General features: G+C 64.0%; 13 protein-coding genes. 2 read left to right on the forward strand and 11 right to left on the reverse strand.

Annotated elements, in window-relative coordinates; all coding sequences use genetic code 11:
• Window positions 1–17: 17 nt before the first annotated feature.
• From galE to M2368_RS13930, 11 genes are all read right to left on the reverse strand, one after another.
• Window positions 18–980 carry a UDP-glucose 4-epimerase GalE gene (galE, locus tag M2368_RS13880; RefSeq protein WP_105656519.1) on the reverse strand — a complete coding sequence of 321 codons (963 nt, stop codon included), beginning with the start codon at window positions 978–980 and terminating at the stop codon, window positions 18–20.
• A complete protein-coding gene (galK, locus tag M2368_RS13885; protein WP_332728162.1) occupies window positions 977–2,173 on the reverse strand; it encodes a galactokinase in 1,197 nt (398 codons plus the stop codon). Before galK ends, galE begins: the two co-directional genes overlap by 4 nt.
• Entirely contained in the window at window positions 2,170–3,279 is a 1,110-nt protein-coding gene (galT, locus tag M2368_RS13890; protein ID WP_426735923.1) for a galactose-1-phosphate uridylyltransferase, read from the reverse strand. The genes galK and galT overlap by 4 nt, the downstream gene beginning before the upstream one ends.
• Before the next feature lie 55 nt (window positions 3,280–3,334).
• Window positions 3,335–4,279 carry an aldose 1-epimerase family protein gene (locus M2368_RS13895; protein WP_402697083.1) on the reverse strand — a complete coding sequence of 315 codons (945 nt, stop codon included), beginning with the start codon at window positions 4,277–4,279 and terminating at the stop codon, window positions 3,335–3,337.
• Between the two features lie 94 nt (window positions 4,280–4,373).
• Window positions 4,374–5,555 (reverse strand): multiple monosaccharide ABC transporter permease, encoded by a 1,182-nt coding sequence (gene mmsB / locus M2368_RS13900; protein WP_105656523.1) that lies wholly within the window; start codon window positions 5,553–5,555, stop codon window positions 4,374–4,376.
• Window positions 5,552–7,090, reverse strand: a complete 1,539-nt coding sequence (gene mmsA, locus M2368_RS13905; RefSeq protein WP_105656524.1) for a multiple monosaccharide ABC transporter ATP-binding protein — start codon at window positions 7,088–7,090, stop codon at window positions 5,552–5,554. The genes mmsB and mmsA overlap by 4 nt, the downstream gene beginning before the upstream one ends.
• Before the next feature lie 93 nt (window positions 7,091–7,183).
• Window positions 7,184–8,353, reverse strand: coding sequence for a multiple monosaccharide ABC transporter substrate-binding protein (gene chvE / locus M2368_RS13910; protein WP_332502731.1), 1,170 nt, complete (start codon window positions 8,351–8,353; stop codon window positions 7,184–7,186).
• Window positions 8,354–8,528: 175 nt separating this feature from the next.
• A complete protein-coding gene (gene araA, locus M2368_RS13915) occupies window positions 8,529–10,040 on the reverse strand; it encodes an L-arabinose isomerase (protein ID WP_402697081.1) in 1,512 nt (503 codons plus the stop codon).
• Between the two features lie 7 nt (window positions 10,041–10,047).
• Window positions 10,048–10,764 (reverse strand): L-ribulose-5-phosphate 4-epimerase, encoded by a 717-nt coding sequence (locus M2368_RS13920; RefSeq protein WP_105662251.1) that lies wholly within the window; start codon window positions 10,762–10,764, stop codon window positions 10,048–10,050.
• A gap of 35 nt (window positions 10,765–10,799) precedes the next feature.
• On the reverse strand, window positions 10,800–12,413 hold the full coding sequence (locus M2368_RS13925) for a xylulokinase (RefSeq protein WP_402697079.1): 1,614 nt from the start codon (window positions 12,411–12,413) through the stop codon (window positions 10,800–10,802).
• 161 nt (window positions 12,414–12,574) lie between these two features.
• Window positions 12,575–13,636, reverse strand: coding sequence for a LacI family DNA-binding transcriptional regulator (locus M2368_RS13930; RefSeq protein ID WP_105656529.1), 1,062 nt, complete (start codon window positions 13,634–13,636; stop codon window positions 12,575–12,577).
• Between the two features lie 307 nt (window positions 13,637–13,943).
• Here M2368_RS13930 and M2368_RS13935 point away from each other — a divergent pair, with 307 nt between their 5' ends.
• Window positions 13,944–14,828, forward strand: coding sequence for a sugar phosphate isomerase/epimerase family protein (locus tag M2368_RS13935; protein WP_388024756.1), 885 nt, complete (start codon window positions 13,944–13,946; stop codon window positions 14,826–14,828).
• A gap of 28 nt (window positions 14,829–14,856) precedes the next feature.
• Window positions 14,857–15,858 (forward strand): Gfo/Idh/MocA family protein, encoded by a 1,002-nt coding sequence (locus M2368_RS13940; protein WP_105662248.1) that lies wholly within the window; start codon window positions 14,857–14,859, stop codon window positions 15,856–15,858.
• Window positions 15,859–15,878 lie beyond the last annotated feature (20 nt).

Raw genomic sequence — 15,878 nt, forward strand, 5'->3', positions numbered from 1 at the left:
GCTTCAGCTTGGCGCAATCAGCCGCGCTGGGCCGAAGCCTTCCAGGCGCTGTGGACCATCTGCTGCAGGCTATGGCGCATCTGCCAATCAAGGTCGCGGGCGGCCAGCTTCCCGTCGGCGACAATGCGCGCCGGGTCGCCCGGGCGGCGCGCTTCTTCCACCGCGGTGAAACCGATGCCGGTGGCCTTCGCTACCGCATCCATGATCTGGCGCACCGAGACGCCATCGCCGGAGCCCAAATTGTAGACCGGCTCCAATACCTCGCCGGCTTCCAGTTTCCTGGCCGCCTCCACGTGCGCCAGCGCCAGGTCGGCGACGTGCACGTAGTCGCGCACGCAGGTGCCGTCCTCGGTGTCGTAGTCGGTGCCGAAGATCTTCGGCGTCTTTCCGGCATTCAGCGCCTGGAACACCAGCGGGAACAGGTTGTGCGGGCTGGCATCGTAGAGTTCTTCGCTGCCCGAGCCGACCACGTTGAAGTAGCGCAGCGAGGTGTGCTTCAGCCCGGTAGCCACCGCCTGGTCGCGGATCAGCCATTCCCCCACGAGCTTGCTCTGTCCGTACGGGGATTCGGGGAAGGTGCCGGTGGATTCGGTCACCACATCTTCGTCCGGGGTGCCGTAGACGGCTGCCGAGGAGGAGAAGACCATGTTGTGCACGCGGGAGGACGCCATGGCTTCGAGCAGGTGCGCGGTGCCGGTGACATTCTGCTCGAAGGCCAGCAGCGGGTGCTTCACCGATTCGCCGGCATACTTGTAGCCGGCCAAGTGGATGACCCCGGTGACCTCGTGGCGCTTCATGATTTCCACGAGCTTTTCGGTCTGCAGGATGTTCAGCTGGTAGAACGGCACCTGTTCGGGAACGAAGCCGTGCACCCCGCTGGACATCGAGTCCACGACGACCGGCTCAAGGCCTGCCGCGGACAGCGAACGCACCACGTGGGATCCGATATATCCGGCTCCGCCGGTCACTAGCCAACTCATGCCCGGCCTGCTCCTTCGTCTGCAATTACGGTGAAAATGGCCGGCTCGACATAGCCGGCCTGGTCAAAGGCTTCGCGGACGGCCTGGCTGACCGGTTCGATCTGCTCGCGCTTGACCAAGGCAATGGCGCTGCCGCCAAAACCGCCACCGGTCATCCGGGCTCCGATCGCCCCGGCCGCCATGGCCGCTTCCACGGCGGCGTCCAGTTCCTCGCTGGAAATCTCGTAGTCGTCGCGCATGGATTCGTGCGACTGGCAAAGCAGCTTGCCCACCGCGGGCAGGTCGCCTTCGCGCAGCGCGAGGACAGTATCCAGGACGCGGCGGTTCTCGGTCACGATGTGCTTGGCGCGGCGCTTGGCTACCGGGTCCCCAATGGCCTCCAGCTCTTCGATGCTGTGCACCTCGCGCAGCGATGCTACCTCCAGCACCGCGGCGGCCTGCTCGCAGCTGGTGCGACGGGCGGCGTAGCCGCCATCCACGTGCGAATGCTCTACGCGGGTGTCCATGACCAGGACCACCGCGTCATGCTGCGCCAGCGGCAGCGGCACGGATTGGGATTCCATGGATCGGCAATCCAGGAACAGCGCATGCTGGGCATGGGACATCAGCGAGGCGCTCTGGTCCATGATCCCGGTCGGAGCACCCACGAATTCGTTCTCGGCACGCTGGGTCAGCTGGGCCATCTGCACCTTGGACAGGCCCAGGCCGTAGAGATCGTCCAGCGCCACGATGGTCGCCACTTCCAGGGCATGCGAAGAGGACAAGCCCGAGCCCACCGGGACATCGGAGTCCACCATCAGCTCCAGCCCGCCAATGTGCACGCCATCGAGCTGGCTCAGCGCCCACAGCACGGCGGCCGGGTAGGCGGCCCAGCCGGGCACCGCGCGGGGCACCAGCTCATCGAGGGTAATGGAGGTGACCGGCGGTTCGTCGCCCGCCCCGTAGGTGGAGGCGAAATCCAGCACCTGGCTGCCCGGCTCCAGCTGCGACTTGCGGCGCACGGCCACCAGCGCGTTCTTGTCGATGGCGAAGGGCAGCACATAGCCCATGTTGTAGTCGGTGTGCTCGCCGATCAGGTTCACCCGTCCCGGGGCCCGCCAGATGCCTTCCGGGTGGTGGCCGTAGGCCTTGGTGAACTTCTCGCGCAGGGCGTTGACGCGCACCGCGGTTTCCTTCGTTCCGCTGCGGCTCATGGCATGACCTCGCGCAGCCGTGCAGCAGTCTGCTCGGCCGGGACGTCGTTGATGAAAGCGCCCATGGCAGCTTCCGATCCGGCCAGGAACTTCAATTTGTCAGCGGCCCGGCGCGGGCTGGTCAGCTGCAGGTGCAGCCGTGAGGCCTTGCGGGCCACGGGCTCCAGCGGAGCCTGGTGCCAGGCGGCGATGTACGGGGTGGGCGTCGGGTACAGCGCGTCGAATCCGCGCAGCAGGTCCCGGTACATCACGGCCAACTCGGCTTTTTCGTCCGCATTGAGCGCGGCGAAGTCCGGCACGTGGCGGTGCGGCACCAGGTGCGCTTCCAGCGGCCAGCGGGCCGCGTAGGGCACGAACACGGAGAAGTGCTGGCCCTGGGCGACCATGCGCGTGCCCTCCTTGCGCTCGAAGTCCAGGATGTCGCCCATCAGGGTGCGCCCGGTCTTCTCCAGGTGCGCGATGCCCTGGCCGGCCATCTTGGCGGCGGTTGGCGCGAGGTACGGGTAGGCGTAGATCTGCCCATGCGGGTGGTGCAGGGTCACGCCGATATCCTGGCCGCGGTTCTCGAACACGAACACCTGCGCAATGCCCTCCATGGCGGACAGGGCGGCGGTGCGCTGCGCCCAGGCCTCGATGACGGTGCGCGCCCGGGCATCATCCAGCGATGCGAAGGAACCGGTGTGCTCGGGGGTGAACACCACGACCTCGCAGCGCCCGTAGGCCGGGGCCGGCTGCTGCACCGGTGCGGCCGCTGGAATCCGGCCCAGTGCCGGGCCCAGGGACGGGAAGCGGTTCTCGAAAACCACCACGTTGAAGTCCTCGGCAGGGATTTCGCTCTGCCGCCCGTGGACGCTGGGGCACAGCGGGCATTCTTCCTTGGGCGGGAGGTAGGTGCGCGACTGGCGGTGGGCCGCTACGGCCACCCAGTCCCCGGTCAGCCGGTCGTAGCGCAGTTCGCCAGGCTCCCCGCGCGGATCCAGCGGCCGGGTGTCGGCCACCGGTTCGGGCACGGCGGCATTGGCGTCGGCGAAGAAAATCGCCTCGCGGCCATCGGCCAGGTGATGGACCCGGTGGGTCGGTTCATGTGCTGCGGAGCCCTGCGGCATTGCAATCTCTCCAGTTGACTCGTGGTGGTTCCAAAGGTGGGTGGCGCCTGGGATGCTAGCGCGGCTGGACCGGGCCGATCAGCCAGCTGGCTTCGTGGCTGGCGCCCGGTGCCAGGGCGATGACGTCCTGGCCGGAGTTGTAGCCGCCCGGCGGGCAGGTCATCGGCTCGATGGCCAGGCCGGTGCGGTCCAGGGCCGGATCATCGCGGTCGGCGGTGTGTATCTGGACCCACGGGCAGGCTTCGTCCCAGGTGATGTGCGATCCGACGCCCCCGGCGTCGGTGATCTCCGCGCGGAAAGAACCGTCCGCGCGGGCAGCCAGGCCAGTGTAGGCATGGTCGATGAAGAGATCCCCGATGGGCTTCGGGGTGCGGAAATCCAGCTCGGTGCCGGCGGCCTGAACCGTGTCGCGCGGCAGCAGGCGCGGGCCTTCGGTCAGCTGCACCTTGCCAGCTGGCAGGGTGAAGGTCCATTCATCCGCCTTCTTGCCCGGGGCGACCAGGTAGGCGTGCGAACCCCAGCCGAAGGGCGCGGTGCCCGTCCCGAGGTTGGTGGCGGCAGCGACGGTGCGCAGCCCGCCGGCCTCCAGCCGGTAGCCGATCACCAGCTGCACCTCGTACGGATAGCCGGCGCTCGGGGCGATGACGGTGCGCAGCTGGGCGAACTCGGCACGGTGCTCGATGATCTCGAAGCCGGTATCGATCACCAGGCCGTGCAGGGCATGGCCGCGCTCCGGCTCGGTGATCGGCAGCTGCAGCTCTTGGCCTTCCCAGCTGTAGGCCCCGTCGATCACCCGGTTGGGCCACGGGGCCAGGATGGCGCCCGCGAAAACCGGGCGCGGCCCGTGCGGGTCGAAAGCGCGCACCAGCGGGCGGGAGCCGTACTGGAGGGAAACCAGGGTGGCGCCCACCGTGGCCACTTGCGCGGTGAAGCCATGGGCTTGCAGCGTCAGCACCGTTCCATTGGCGGTGTCCTTCAGGGGCAGTGCGAGGCGGTCCATGTCTTCTTCCTTCTTGCTGGGCCATCAAAAACGTCGGGCACGCATGGGCCCTCCCGCAATCGCGTGCGGGAGGGCCCATGGCACCAGCGGCAGGCTAGTTGCCAGCGCCCGCGCGGCGCTTGTTGTAGATGTCGAAGGCGACTGCCAGAAGCAGCACAACGCCCTTGACGATCTGCTGGGTGGAGGCGCCCACGCCCATCAGCTGCATGCCGTTGGAGAGCACCGCCATCACCAGGCCGCCGACGATCGCGCCGGTCACCCGGCCCACGCCGCCGGTGGTCGAAGCGCCGCCGATGAAGCAGGCCGCAATGGCGTCCAGCTCGAACATGTTGCCGGCACCCGGCTGGGCGCCGTTGGAACGCGAGGAGAAGACCACGCCGGCCACGCCCGAAAGCAGGCCCATGTTGATGAAGATCCACATGTTGATCTTCTTCACGTTCACGCCCGAAAGCTTCGCGGCGGACAGGTTGCCGCCGATGGCGTAGACGTGGCGGCCGAAAACGGTCTTGGTGGTCAGCACGTGGTAGCCCAGGATCAGGGCAGCCAGGATGATCAGCACGATCGGCATGCCGCGGCTGGTGGCGATCTGCCAGAAGAACCAGAGGATGATGATGCCCGAGATGATGTTCTTGGCCAGGAACATGGCCATGGATTCAACGCTCTGGCCGTACTTGGCGCGTCCAGCGCGGTTGCGCCACTGCGAAACGAACAGTCCGGCCACGGCGATCACGCCGATGATCACGGTGAACAGGTCGAATCCGTTGCCGCCCAGCAGCCCGTTGAGGAAGCCGCCGGCGATCTGGCCGTATTCGCCGGGGAACGGCGAGAGCGACACGTTGCTCAGCACTTCGTAGGTCAGGCCGCGGAAGAGCAGCATGCCGGCCAGGGTCACGATGAACGCGGGAATGCCCACGTACGCCACCCAGAAGCCCTGCCACAGGCCGCACAGGGCGCCCACGGCGATGCCGGCGAGCATGCCGACCCACCAGGGCAGATCCCCCTTGATGACGATGACCGCGGAGACCGCACCGGTCAGCGCCACGAGGGAGCCGACCGACAGGTCGATGTGCCCGGCGACGATCACCAGGATCATGCCCAGGGCGAGGATCAGCACGTAGGAGTACTGCAAGATGATGTTGGTGATGTTGATCGGGCTGAGCAGCAGCCCGTTGGTCAGGATGGTGAACAGCACCACGATGAGCACGAAGGCAATGTAAATGCCCGAGGTGCGCAGGTTCTTGGTGAAGATATCCTTCAGCTCGCTTGTGATGGTCATCGGGTGCTTTCCTTCTCGATGGTCATGAGTTCCATGAGGCGTTCCTGGGTGGCTTCGCTGCTGGGCAGCTGGCCGGTCATTCGGCCGTAGGCCAGAGTGTAGATGCGGTCGCAGATGCCCAAGAGCTCTGGCAGTTCGGAGGAGATCACCAGCACGGCCTTGCCGGCAGCCGCCAGCTCGTTGATGATGGTGTAGATCTCGTATTTGGCGCCGACGTCGATGCCGCGGGTGGGCTCGTCGAGGATCAGCAGCTCGGGTGCGGTGTGCAGCCATTTGCCCAGCACGACCTTCTGCTGGTTGCCGCCCGAGAGGTTCCCGACCTTCGCCATCACGTTCGGGGTCTTGATGCGCATGGACTTGCGGTAGTGCTCGGCAATCTGGATCTCCTTGTTGCCGTCCACGAAGCCCTTGGAGGAGATCTTGTCCAGACCGGCCGCGGTGGTGTTCACGCGGATGTCCTCGATCAGGTTCAGCCCGAACTTCTTGCGGTCCTCGGAAACGTAGGCGATGCCGGCCTTGATGGCCTTGCCCACGGTGGAGGTGTCCACCGGCTTGCCGTCCATCTTGACCGTGCCGGTGATGTTCCGGCCATAGCTGTGGCCGAAGATGCTCATCGCCAATTCGGTGCGCCCGGCGCCCATCAGTCCTGCAATGCCGACGATTTCGCCGGCGCGGACCTCCAGGTTGGCGCCTTCCACCACGGTGCGGTCCTGCTGGACCGGGTGCTGGACCGACCAGTCCTGGACCTCGAAGACCACGTCGCCGATCTGCGGTACGCGTTCCGGGTAGCGGGAGGACAGTTCGCGGCCCACCATGCCGCGGATGATGCGGTTCTGGTTGGACTCGGGATCGGCCATGTCCAGCGCCTCGATGGACTGGCCATCGCGGATGATGGTGGTGGTGTTGGCAATGTCCTCGATCTCGCCGAGCTTGTGCGAAATGATGATCGAGGTGATGCCCTGTTCACGCAGTCCGCGCAGCAGGTTCAGCAGGTGCTCGGAGTCGTCGTCATTCAGCGCGGCGGTCGGTTCGTCCAGGATCAGCAGCTTGACGTTCTTGCTCAGCGCCTTGGCGATTTCCACCAGCTGCTGCTTGCCCACGCCCAGCTGGCCTACCGGGGTGACCGGCAGTTCGTCCAGGCCCACGCGGGCCAGCAGGTCCGCGGCGCGGTGGTTGGTCTCGTTCCAGTCGATGAAGCCGCCGCGCGCGGTTTCGTTGCCGAGGAAGATGTTCTCGGCCACCGACAGGTACGGCACCAGCGCCAGCTCCTGGTGGATGATCACGATGCCCTGGGCTTCGGAGTCCTTGATGTTCGAGGCCTTGAGCTCTTCGCCTTCGAAAATGATCTGGCCCTCGTAGCTGCCGTGCGGGTAGACCCCGGAGAGCACCTTCATGAGGGTGGATTTTCCGGCGCCGTTCTCTCCGCAGATAGCGTGGATCTCGCCCTTGCTAACCGAAAGGTTGACGCCGTCCAGCGCCTTGACTCCGGGAAAAGTCTTGGTGATGTCCTGCATGTGCAGGATCGTGGTGTCCATAGTGCAGACGTCCTTGGTGTGTGCTGTGAGCGGTGCATCCGGTGGGCGGGAGGGCGGCTTGCCCTCCCGCCCACCGGATTGCGGCCTGGGAGACTACTTGGTCTGGCCGGCCTTGACTTCCTCGGCCGTGTAGTACTCGGAGTCGACCAGCAGGGAGGTGATGTTGTCCTTGACGACGATGTCCGAATCCAGCAGGTAGGAAGGAACAACCTTCTTGCCATTGTCGTAGGTTTCGGTGTCATTGGCTTCCGGCTCGCCGCCGCCTGCGTAGGACTTCACTGCCTCGACAGCCTGGGTAGCCAGCTTGCGGGTGTCCTTGAAGATGGTTGCGTACTGCACGCCATCGTCGATCAGCTTCACCGAAGCGATTTCTGCATCCTGGCCCGAGATGATCGGCAGGCCGGCCTCGATGGTCTTGCCGTAGCCGGCGTTGGACAGTGCGGTGATGATGCCGCGGGAGATGCCGTCGAATGGCGAGAGGATGCCGTCGATCTTGGTCTTGCCGCCCTGGTAGTGGGCGGTGATCAGGTCTTCCATGCGCGACTGGGCTTCTTCCTGGCTCCAGCGCAGGGTAGCTGCCTGCTCGATCTTGGTCTGCCCGGACTTGACCGTCAGGGTGCCGTCATCCAGGTAGGGCTTGAGGGTATCCATGGCGCCCTTCCAGAAGAAGTGCGCGTTGTTGTCGTCGATCGAACCGGCGAAGAGCTCGACGTTGAACTTGCCCTCCTTGCTGGTGCGCTTGCCTTCCTCATCGGCCAGGCCCATGCCGGTCAGCAGCGAGGTTGCCTGCTGGACGCCGACGTTGTAGTTGTCGAAGGTGACGTAGAAGTCGACGTTCTCGGTGCCGTTGATCAAGCGGTCGTAGGAGATGATCGGGATGTCCTGGTCCGCTGCGGCCTGCAGCTGGGTGGACAGCGCGGTGCCGTCGATGGAGGCGACTACCAGGATGTCGCTGCCCTTGGTGATCATCTGGTCGATCTGCTGCTGCTGGGTGGGGATGTCGTCATTCGCGAACTGCAGGTCGACTTCGAAGCCAGCGGCTTCCAGCTGGGACTTGACGGCTTCGCCGTCGGCAATCCAGCGCTCGGAAGTCTCGGTTGGCATTGCCACGCCCACCTGGATGTCCTCAGGTGCAGTCGACTCGCCTTCACCGGCTCCTGCTCCGCCGCCAGCGCCACCGCCGCTGCACGCTGCCAATGCGCCGACCAGTGCCAGCGATCCCATGGTCGCCGCGGCCTTGCGGGTCCAATTATTCCATGCCATCTTTTCCTCCTTGAAAGGTTGCCATATCTGCGAGTGAGACTGGACTCACACTATGTTAGCGCTAACACAGTGATTTCAGCCACCCTCGATGTAAATAAATTAAGATTCCTTACTCACTGGTAATGCACGCCCCGCCACGGGGCGCGCATTACCTGGGCAAGGGTTGTTCGAACCGCTAGAAACCCTGCGCCAAGCGGTAGTAGCTCTGGTTCACGCGAATCTGCTGCGCGAAGTTCCGGCGGGTGGTTTCCTCATCGATAACCAGCAGCTCGGTGCCTGCGATTTCGGCGAAGATCTCGAAAGCCTCGATCCCCGCGGCCGTGGACATCACCGTGTGGTGCGCACCGCCGGCAGCCAGCCAGGACTCGGCGGAAATATTGAAGTCCGGCCGCGGGCTCCACACCGCGCGCGCCACCGGCAGGTTCGGCAGATCCGCCGGCGGGGTGACCACATCCACCACATTGGCAGTCAGGCGGAAGCGCTCGCGCATATCGGCCATGGACACGACCACCGCACCTTCGGCAACGTCCGCGTTGAAGACCATGCGCACCGGATCCTCGCGGCCGCCGATGCCCAGCGGGTGGATTTCAACCCGCGGCTTGGAGGTGGTCAGCGACGGGCAGACCTCGAGCATGTGGGCGCCGAGGATCAGCTCCTTGCCGGGAGTCAGGTCGTAGGTGTAGTCCTCCATCAGCGAGGCGCCGCCCGGCAGGCCCTCGCCCATGACCTTGGCGGCACGCACCAGTACCGCGGTCTTCCAGTCGCCTTCGGCGCCGAAGCCGTAGCCCTTGCCCATCAGGCGCTGCACAGCCAGGCCCGGCAGCTGCTTGAGCCCGCCCAGGTCCTCGAAGTTGGTCGTGAACGCCATGGCGCCGGCCTTGGACAGGAAGGCTTCCAGAGCAATTTCCTGGGATGCGGCATAGCGCAGCGACTCGTGGCGGGCACCGCCGGCGCGCAGTTCGGGCACGACGTCGTATTCGCGCTCGTACTCGGCGACCAGCGCATCGATGTCGGCCTCGGCCACGGCCTGGACCGCTTCGACCAGGTCGTTGACGGCCCAGGTGTTCACCGAGACGCCGAAGCGGATCTCCGCCTCGGTCTTGTCCCCCTCGGTCACCGCGACGTTGCGCATGTTGTCGCCGAAGCGGACCAGGTTCAGGTTTTGCACGGCGTTGAAGCCGGCAGCGCCGCGGATCCAGGTGCCCACGCGGCGGGATACGGCCGGGTTGGAGACATGGCCGACCACGGTGGTGCGGGCCGCGCCCAGGCGGGTGGCCAGGTAGGCGTACTCGCGGTCGCCGTGGGCGGCCTGGTTCAGGTTCATGAAGTCGAAGTCGATCGAATCCCAGGGCAGTTCGACATTGGCCTGGGTGTGGAGGTGCAGCAGCGGCTTCTGCAGGGCCTTCAGGCCGTTGATCCACATCTTGGCCGGGCTGAAGGTGTGCATCCAGGTGATGACGCCCAGCACTTTGTCATCCGAGTTTGCTTCCAGCATTGCGCGGCGGATCGATTCGGAGTCCTTCAGGACCGGCTTCCACACGATCCTTGCCGGAACGTCGGCGGACGCATCCAGGGCCTGCGCGACCTCGGTGGACTGCTGCGCCACCTGGCGCAGCGTCTCTTCGCCGTACAGGTCCTGGCTGCCGGTGAAGAACCAGATTTCTTGGGTGTTATATGCCTTGGCCATGATGTCCTTACTGTCCGTAGACGTTCTGGTAGCGCTCGTAGAGCGAGTCGATATGCTTCTGGTCGATCGCGACCGGGTTGCCTAGCTGGCGCGAGATGTGCACGGTTCGCGCCACTTCCTCGCACATCACCGCGGCTTTGACTGCGGCCTTGGCGTCCTTTCCGATAGTGAAAGGACCGTGGTTGCGCATCAGCACGGCCGGGCTGCGGGACTCGCTCAGCGTGGACACGATGCCGCGGCCAATCGAATCATCGCCAATGATGGCGAAGGGGCCTACCGGGATCGGGCCGCCGAATTCGTCGGCCATCATGGTCAGCACGCAGGGAATTTCCTCGCCGCGCGCCGCCCATGCGGTGGCGTAGGTGGAGTGGGTATGCACCACGCCGCCCACCTGCGGCATGTGCTCGTAGGTGTAGGCATGGGCCGCGGTGTCCGAGGACGGGGCGCGGGTGCCATCGAGCAGCTTGCCGTCCAAGGTGCAGACCACCATGGACTGCGCGGTCAGCTCGTCGTAGGCGACGCCCGATGGCTTAATCACGAACAGGTCCGCGGAGCCGTCGGCGATTTCCGGGTGGCGCACGCGCTGCGACACGTTGCCAGCAGTCCAGACCACCAGCTCATAGCGCGGCAATTCGGCGTGCAGGTCGGCAACAATCTGGCGGACCGTGGCCACCTCGTCCTGCATTGACTGCGGGTAATCCGCCAGGATTCGTGGTTGATTCATCGGTTTCTCTTTTCGTCCGAAACTGTGTGCGATGCCTAGATGGCGGTAATGGCGGTGCGCTGAATGGCCAGGCCGGCTTCATAGGTTTCCAGGTAGGCCTCGAAGCCGGCACGGTCATCGGCCTGCGGCTCCGCGAGGCTCAAAGCGGCACCGGCGAAGACTTCGGAATCCAGGAATTCAGGCAGGGACTGCTGCAGGCCATCGAGGACTCGGCGCCGGTACGCTGCCAGGACGGCGATGCCCCATGCACCTCCGTGTCCGGCGCTGTCCCCGACAAGGACGGGAGTGTTGATCGCAGCGGCCAGCAGCCGTTGGGCCACCCCGGCGGTGCGGAAGATGCCGCCATGGGCAAACATCTGCTTGACCTCGACGCCTTCGGCGGCCAGCACGCGCAGTCCGAGGCTCAGCGTGGCGAACATGGCGTACACCTGAACACGCACGAAGTTGGGCAGGTTCAGCGTGGAGTCCGGGGTGCGCAGGATGGCCGGACGGCCTTCGGCAAGACCCGCTACCGGTTCGCCGGAAAGATTGTTGTAGGCCAAGAGCCCCGCACCATCGGCAGCACCCTGAAGGGCCGAACGCAGCAGGGTTTCGAAGACCGCGTTGTCGTCGGCGTCGCTGCCCAGCGCCCGGGCGAACTGCCCGAAGACCTGGGCCCAGGCGGCAAATTCGCTGGCGCCGTTATTGCAGTGGACCATGGCTACCGGATGCCCATCGGGCGTGGTGACCACGTCGATTTCGTGGTGCACTTCCTTGAGCGGCGCGTCGAGGACCACCATCGCGAAAATGGAGGTTCCGGCGGAGATGTTGCCGGTGCGCTGGGCTACCGAATTGGTGGCCACCATGCCGGTTCCGGCATCACCTTCCGGTGGGCACAGCGGGCTGCCAGGCTGGAGCTGTCCGGTGGGATCCAGGAGCAAGGCCCCGGCTTCGCTTAGCGTGCCGGCATCTGCACCGGCAGGCACTGCCGCGGGCAGCATTGAGGAAAGCCCTGCGGTCGCGCCATGCTGGGCAGCCACCGCGTCAAAGGCGGAAAGCATCCGTGCATCGTAGCTGCCGGTGGCTGAATCGATGGGGAACATTCCCGCGGCATCGCCCACGCCAAGCACAAAATTTCCGGTGAGAAGCTCATGCACGAATCCGGCCAGCGTGTTCAGGCGGGAAACTTTCGACACGTGCTCTTCGCCGTTGAGCAGCGCTTGGAAGTAGTGCGCTACGGACCAGCGCTGCGGGATATTGAAGTCCAGTTCCTCGCTGAGCATCGCGGCCGCCTCAGCCGTGGAGGTGTTGCGCCAGGTGCGGAAGGGAACCAGCAGTTCCCGGTCGGCGTCGAAGGCGAGGTAGCCATGCATCATCGCGGAGATTCCAACGGCTCCTAGCTGCGTTGGGCGTACTCCGTGGCGCTCTTGGGCATCTGCCAGCACCTGGGCCATAGAGTCCTGCAGGCCGGCGACGATGGCTTCGCGGGAGTAGGTCCAATTCCTGTTTTCGTACTGGTTCTCCCAGGCGTGGCTGCCGCTGGCAAGCTGCTGGTGGCCGGGGCCGATCAGGCTGGCTTTGATATTCGTTGAACCGAACTCGATGCCCAGCACGGCTTCGCCGTTGCTGATGATCTCGCGGGCGGTTGGCCCGTTGAGCTGTGTTGCCATGAAATCTCCGTTCGCACAGCTCGGTGAGCAGCGCCATAGCCATCGTTTCCTGCTCCACTCGCGAAAAATGCGCTGGCAGAACAAAACCTCGATCCAATGTTAGCGCTAACAATTTGTGATCCGCAATACCGGATCCCGGACTCGGGGAATGTAGCGCTTGGCTAGCGGGCGTTGGGCGGTGCGGTACTCGCCCGGATTACCAGCGTTGGCGCAATCACTTTCGGGACCCTGTCAGCCGTGGCGCCTTCCAGCAATTCCATCAGCGCAGCATGGCCGACATCGCGGAAAGGCTGGCGAACCGTGGTCAGCGAAGGGATCAGGAAATTGGAGATTTGCAGGTCGTCGAAACCGATAACCGAAACGTCATTGGGCACTTCCAGCCCGGCTTCCCAGAAAGCACGCAGAACACCGGTGGCAAGGTAATCATTCGCTGCGAATACTGCCGTAACTTCGCCGGCGCGTATCGGGTCAACCAGACGCTGGCCTGCCTCATAGCCGCTCTGGGCCTGCCAGGATTCAGCTGGCACCTCAACAATCGGGGCCTTGGCTTCCAGCATTTTTTCCCGCCAGCCGATTTGCCGTTCGGTGGCGTCGAACCAGCCGGTCGGCCCGGACACGTGGACGATCTTGCGGTGCCCCAGGGCCAGAAGATGACCAGTGGCCAAGCGCGCGCCTTCACGCTGGTCGATGTACACGTAATGCGCCGGATCCGCGTCGGGAACCTCGGTGCGAGCGGCCACGACCACCACTGGAATCGTCAGGGCAGCATCATCCAGGGCATCGATCACCTTTTCGAAGGGCGCAACCATCACCACGCCATCAACGCCCTGGTCCACCAGGTGGCTGAGGGCTTCGCTCGCGCTGTGCGCGTCATAGCGATCCAGTGCGGTAACGGTCACGAAATATCCCTGCGCACGGGCAGCGGCCTCGATGGCCAGCACGGTGGATTGCGGTCCGAAGAATTCGCTGCCGATGGTCAGAATGCCGATAGTGCTCGAGTGCGATGTGGCCAGTGCCCGCGCGGCTCGGTTGCGGCGATAACCCAGCTGCCGGATGGCATCCAGCACCTGGTCGCGGGTTCCCGCCCTGACGTTTGGATGGTCGTTGAGCACGCGGGAAACCGTCTGATGGGACACCCCGGCCAAGGCCGCCACATCCGCCATCGACGGGGGCCGGTTTCCTGGGCGCCCTTCACCGGGCTGAGCAATGTTCACAACGGTCATTATTGCAAACACCTTCGAAACAGCCACTGTCGCGGGCGAATATCCAGTCAATCAGCGAGCCGGATTACTGCATTCCCTTGAAGGTATATAACGCACTTTCGCCTTGAACCATTGAAAAACCGGTGATGAACAGACGTATCCTGCACTCGCAGACCAGCCTAGCGGCGGCTCGGAAAAAATTCATGGAGAATATGCCCGAGCGTATTACTTTCCGGGGAGCAGTGGGCATATGATCTTGGAAGCACCTTTGTACTGACAACTGTACATTTCGTTTCCACGCATGCATTCCACACGCCAAGGAGGACCAATGGCAAAACTGTCCATGAATGTCACAACAAGTTTCTACGGGAATGTTGCCACCGACATTGCAACGGCACGGTCGGCCGGATTCGGCGGCATCGAGTTGCAAAGCCCGAAACTCTACCGCTATCTTGATGCCGGCTTTTCTGTGCACACGCTTCCAGAAATGCTCACGGGCCTTGAAGTGACAGGAATCGGCGCAGTCCTTGACCTTGAACGCCAAGGCACCGCACGTGATGACATGCTCCGGGAAGTCAGGCGGATGGCCGAAATCGCCACAGTGGTCGGCGCACCGATCCTGCAAATGTGCACCGGGCCAGTGGACTGGAATGTGGTCAAGGATTTCAAGTCCGGAAAACTCGCAGCATCTGATGATCGCTACCGCGGGACACTCGGCCTCTCGGAACCGGAAGCCATGGCCATTGCCGCCGATAATGTATCTGCTGCCGCCGGGATCGCCGCAGAGCACGGGCTGGAGATCTACTTGGAACCGCTGGCTTGGTCCAATATCAATCGGTGTCGGCAAGCCCTGGAAATTATTGAGCGCTGCGGCCGCGAGAACGTTGGCATCGCCTTGGACACCTGGCATTTCTGGACCGTCGGGGACACCTTGGAAGAAGTGGCCGCGTTGCCCAAGGAACTGATCAAGGCGGCCCATATTTCCGACGGGTTGGATCTGGATCGGCGCCATGAGGTTCCGGCCCAGGACGTGCACCGCAATGTCGTCATCGGCGGTGGCGCCATCCCATTGCAGCAGTGGGTGGACGCGATCAAGTCCACCGGCTATGACGGCTGGTGGGTTTCCGAGATGTTCTCTGACCGCGCCAATGAGCACGACTTCCACAAGGTTGCCAGCACCATGCGCAATCTTCTGGACATCATGATCTCCTGACTTCAACCAACTTCACGAGGTGCCTTCAATGCAAAGATTCGCCCTGATCGGCGCCGGCTTCATCGGCTCGGTGCATGCACACAACTTGGCCGCACACCCGGAGATCGACTTTAAACTGGTCTACGACATTGACCCTCAGCGAGCTGCTGCTCTGGCCTCGCGACATGGCGCCAAGGCAGCAGCAACGCTCGACCAGATTTTCGGCAACGACGGCCTGGACGCAGTGTTCATCGCGTCATCAACGGATTCCCACGCCCAGAACCTCCGCCTTGCAGCCGATGCGCGCCTGGCGGCTCTCGTCGAAAAGCCAATCGACCTCGACTTGGAAACGGCAAAGGCGACGGTAGCCTACGTTGAACGTTCAGGAATCAAGGCCATGGTCAATTTCAACCGGCGCTTCGATCGCGCTCACGCAGAGCTCAAGGAGCTCGTGCACTCCGGGCGAATCGGCGATCTGGCTTTGCTCCAGTTGACTTCGCGTGGCCCGGCATTGCCACCACTGGCTTACCTGAAAAATTCTGGCGGCCAGTTCCGCGATCAGGCCGTGCACTTCTATGATTTGGCACGCTGGATATCAGGCCAGGATCCCCTGCAGGTGCACGCCTTCGGCTCGGCCCTGGCCGTCCCGGAGATTGCGGAATTTGGCGATGTGGACACTTCGATCAGTTCGCTGCAGTTCCCTAGTGGAGCGATGGCCCAAATAGATTGTGTGCGCCATACGAATTACGGCTATGACGAACGCATCGAAGCGCTGGGGTCTGAAGCCATGGCCGCATCTGAACGGCAACCCTCGGGGCACGTCAGCCTGTTCCAAGGGCAGCACGCGCAATCCCACGGGCTGCACGGCAACTGGTTCGACAGGGTCCAGCCAACCTATGCCGCCAGCTTGGGAGCCTTCGTTCAGGCACTGGACGAAGACCGGGAAGTACCTGTCACGTTGCGTGAGGGGCTCAAATCCCAGGCCATCGCCCAGGCCGCGGTGCGTTCCATCGCTACTGGCCATAGTGAAATGATTGACTACTCGCTCTAAGCACTGGGACAGCTAAGGCC

Origin of the sequence: Arthrobacter sp. JUb119 (assembly GCF_024807995.1) — a bacterium.
GTDB lineage: Bacteria > Actinomycetota > Actinomycetes > Actinomycetales > Micrococcaceae > Glutamicibacter.